Genomic DNA, 1,092 nt, shown 5'->3' with positions numbered 1-1,092 from the left:
TTGCGGCTCGCGGCGCGGGCGACGATGCGGAGGACGTGCTGCAGGACCTGTGGCACAAGATCTCCGGGGTCGAGGCGCGACCGGTCGCCGATCCGGTCTCCTATCTCTTCCGTGCCGCCGAGAATGTGCTCAAGGGGCGGGCGGCCGGCGAGCCGGTCGAGGTGACGCTCGGGGCCGAGGGCGAGTTCACGCGGCGCCTGTTCTTCAGCCCGGTTCCCTCCGGCGACGGCGAGGCGGCGGCGGTCATCTACGTCATCGACGCGACCGAGCAGAAGGCGCTCGAGATCAAGTACGCCCAGAGCACGAAGATGGAGGCGGTCGGCAAGCTCGCGGGCGGCATCGCGCACGACTTCAACAACGTGCTGACGGCGATCATCGGCTTCTCGGACCTGCTGCTGCAGACGCACCGGCCGACGGACGCCGCCTACAAAGACATCATGAATATCAAGCAGAATGCCAACCGTGCCGCGGGCATGGTGCGGCAGTTGCTTGCCTTCTCGCGCCGCCAGACGCTGATGCCCGAAGTGCTGGAGCTCGGCGACGTCATCAGCGATACGAGCACGGCGCTGCTGCGCAAGCTCATCGGCGAGACGGTGCAGCTCGAAACGCGCCACGGGCGCGATCTCTGGCTCATCAAGGCCGATCGCACGCAGCTCGATCAGGTGCTGCTCAATCTCGCGGTGAATGCCAAGGATGCCATGCCGAACGGCGGGCAGCTCATCATCTCGACGCGCAATGTCACCGAAGGCGAGGCGCGGAATATGCGCCAGCAGGGCATGGTGCCGGGCGAGTACGTCGAGCTGGCGGTGACGGACACCGGCCATGGCATGACGCCGGAGATCATGGCCAAGATCTTCGAGCCCTTCTTCTCGACCAAGGAAGTGGGCAAGGGCACGGGGCTCGGGCTTTCGACGGTTTACGGCATCGTCAAGCAGACGGGCGGGTTCATCTTCCCGGAGAGCGCGCCGGGGCAGGGCACGACCTTCCGCATTTACCTGCCGCGCTACGTGCAGACGGCGGCGGACAAAGCTGCCGAGCAGCGTCCGGCGAAGAAGGAAAAGGCGCGCGATCTCACGGGCAGCGGCCGCGTGC

1 protein-coding gene is annotated in these 1,092 nt (G+C 66.6%); it reads left to right on the top strand.

The features are described 5' to 3' along the window. A partial coding sequence (locus J0I64_RS15535; RefSeq protein WP_291409864.1) for an ATP-binding protein occupies positions 1 to 1,092 on the top strand: 1,092 nt, incomplete at both ends.

The sequence above is a fragment of the Devosia sp. genome (assembly GCF_017307565.1).
Taxonomy (GTDB): Bacteria; Pseudomonadota; Alphaproteobacteria; order Rhizobiales; family Devosiaceae; genus Devosia.
The sequence above is the reverse complement of the archived record's forward strand: the minus strand, read 5'-3'. Positions and strand labels throughout refer to the sequence as shown.